The sequence below is a fragment of the Candidatus Viridilinea mediisalina genome (assembly GCF_002532535.1).
In the GTDB taxonomy this organism is placed as follows: Bacteria; Chloroflexota; Chloroflexia; order Chloroflexales; family Chloroflexaceae; genus Viridilinea; species Viridilinea mediisalina.
Genome location: NZ_NQWI01000262.1, coordinates 1 through 1,868 on the forward strand (window position 1 = coordinate 1; position 1,868 = coordinate 1,868).

Sequence of the window (1,868 nt, forward strand, 5' to 3'; positions counted from 1 at the left end):
GTAATTGGTATGACATCCAAGCGCATTGAGACGCCATGTCCGGCTTTCAGCTATCGGCTATCGGCTATCGGATTTGGTATCATGAGGGACATATAGAGTGCTAGGGTTTGGCGGGCAACAATGGGCCAATCGAAGGTGCTCCGCACAATCCGTTCGCTCTCGTGGCCCCACGCAGGCCAGTGGGCACGGGCGTGTAGCGCTTGGCTCATCGCTTGCACGAGGGCGTCAACGCTACCCGCTGGCACAAGGTAGCCGTTGCGTTGGTTGAAGACCTTGTCGGGGATACCGCCAGCCGCCGAGGCGATCATGGGTTTACGGTGGATCATGCCCTCCAGCGTGACCAGGCTGGAGCCTTCGTAGAGCGTCGGATGGATCACGAGGTCTACCTCTTCATAGAGGCTATGCAGTTCGTCGTCGTCGAGCCGCCCAACAAAGCTGATCTGTTTGGCAATTCCGGCCTGTTGGGCTTGCTGAGCTAGGTTGGCGCGTTCTTTGCCATTGCCTACCAGCAGCCAGCGCCAGCGCGGGGGCAGTTGCCCCTGGAGACGCGCCAGAGCTTCGATCAGAATATGGAAACCCTTATTGCGTTCAAGCCGCCCAACGCTCATGAAGGTCAGATCGCATGCTGCGAGGTCAAAGCGTTCACGCAGCGCCTGACGCAAGGCGGGCTGCACATAGCCCAGACACTCCTCCACATCAATGGCTGAAGGAATCACCGCAATGCGAGCCGGGTCTACCCCAAGGTAGCGCGGCAGATCATCCTGGGTACAGGCATCGGTCGCAATCGCACGGTCGGCCACGCGATGGCCATAGGCATAGAGCGCCCGGAAGGGGGCATAGGCGAGCCACTTGCGCCAATCGGGGGTACGAAACTCCTCCATGCCGTGGGGGTTGGCCACAAAGGGGATGCGCTGCAACAGCGGATCGCGGCTACGGATCAAGCCATAGCCCGCCGCACAAAGCCCTTGGCTATGGATCACATCGAAGCTCCCACCGCGCGCCAAGTGGGCAACGGTACGCCCCAATTCCCAGGTATACCACGGGTAGTTGAACTGCCGCCCCACCACGCCATTCGGCGGCAAGAGCGGCGAAGTATAGTCATAGCGCAAATAGACCACACGCTTGAGGCCGGCGGTAATCGCTTGGGTCGCCGCATCGTGCGCATCACGCCGCTCGTGGCTGGCATGCTGCACAAAGAGTGTAACCTCAGCCCCCAAGCGCGTCAGGTGGGTAACCAAATGGAAGACGTGGCGTTCAATGCCGCCATAGCCATGGAGCGGAAAGACCACACGGGCCAGCATGGCAACACGGGGAGTAGGCATAGTATTGGTGATGAGTCACAAGGGAAGGATACAGAAATGAGAAAATAGAATATAGAAGAGAGAAAATAGGTTTGCGTCATCAGAATGCCTCATGCCAGCCGGTAGAGTCGCCCCGCCGGGGCGGATCTACTCCGCACCGTCCACCAGACGGTATAGGGATGATTTCAGAAACGCGCTTTCAGCTTTACTGTCGTAGTGCCGACTTATGGTCTTCCAGTAAATAATCCGCTAACCAGACCTCGCAAATCTGGCATATCTATCAGGTCTAGCCCGTGCCGCGACACCGGATTAATTTCTGGAACACCATTAGTCGGCATCCGGGGGTTGTCGGCGACCTCAGCCGACTAAAGTCGGCACTACCTAATGGCGCAAACTAAAGCACCCTGAAAACATCCCTAAGACATGGTTTCAGAAACGGCCTTTCAGCTTTACAGTTGGAGTGCCGACTTTAGTCGGCATCCCATGGCAATCTACGACCCCAGCCGACTAAAGTCGGCACTCCATCGGAGACCAAACTGTAAAGTAACTATGAACCATGTCTAAAGC

The 1,868-nt window shown here is 57.3% G+C and carries 1 protein-coding gene; it reads right to left on the reverse strand.

Going from position 1 to position 1,868, the window contains the following annotated elements; translation table 11 throughout:
• Positions 1 to 50: 50 nt before the first annotated feature.
• Positions 51 to 1,322 carry a glycosyltransferase family 4 protein gene (locus CJ255_RS21855; protein WP_097646181.1) on the reverse strand — a complete coding sequence of 424 codons (1,272 nt, stop codon included), beginning with the start codon at positions 1,320 to 1,322 and terminating at the stop codon, positions 51 to 53.
• Between the last annotated feature and the right edge of the window lie 546 nt (positions 1,323 to 1,868).

What these genes read in the sequence shown, in the direction of transcription:
- CJ255_RS21855 (WP_097646181.1), bottom strand. Translation starts at nt 1,322, where the DNA reads ATGCCTACTCCCCGTGTTGCCATGCTGGCCCGTGTGGTCTTTCCGCTC.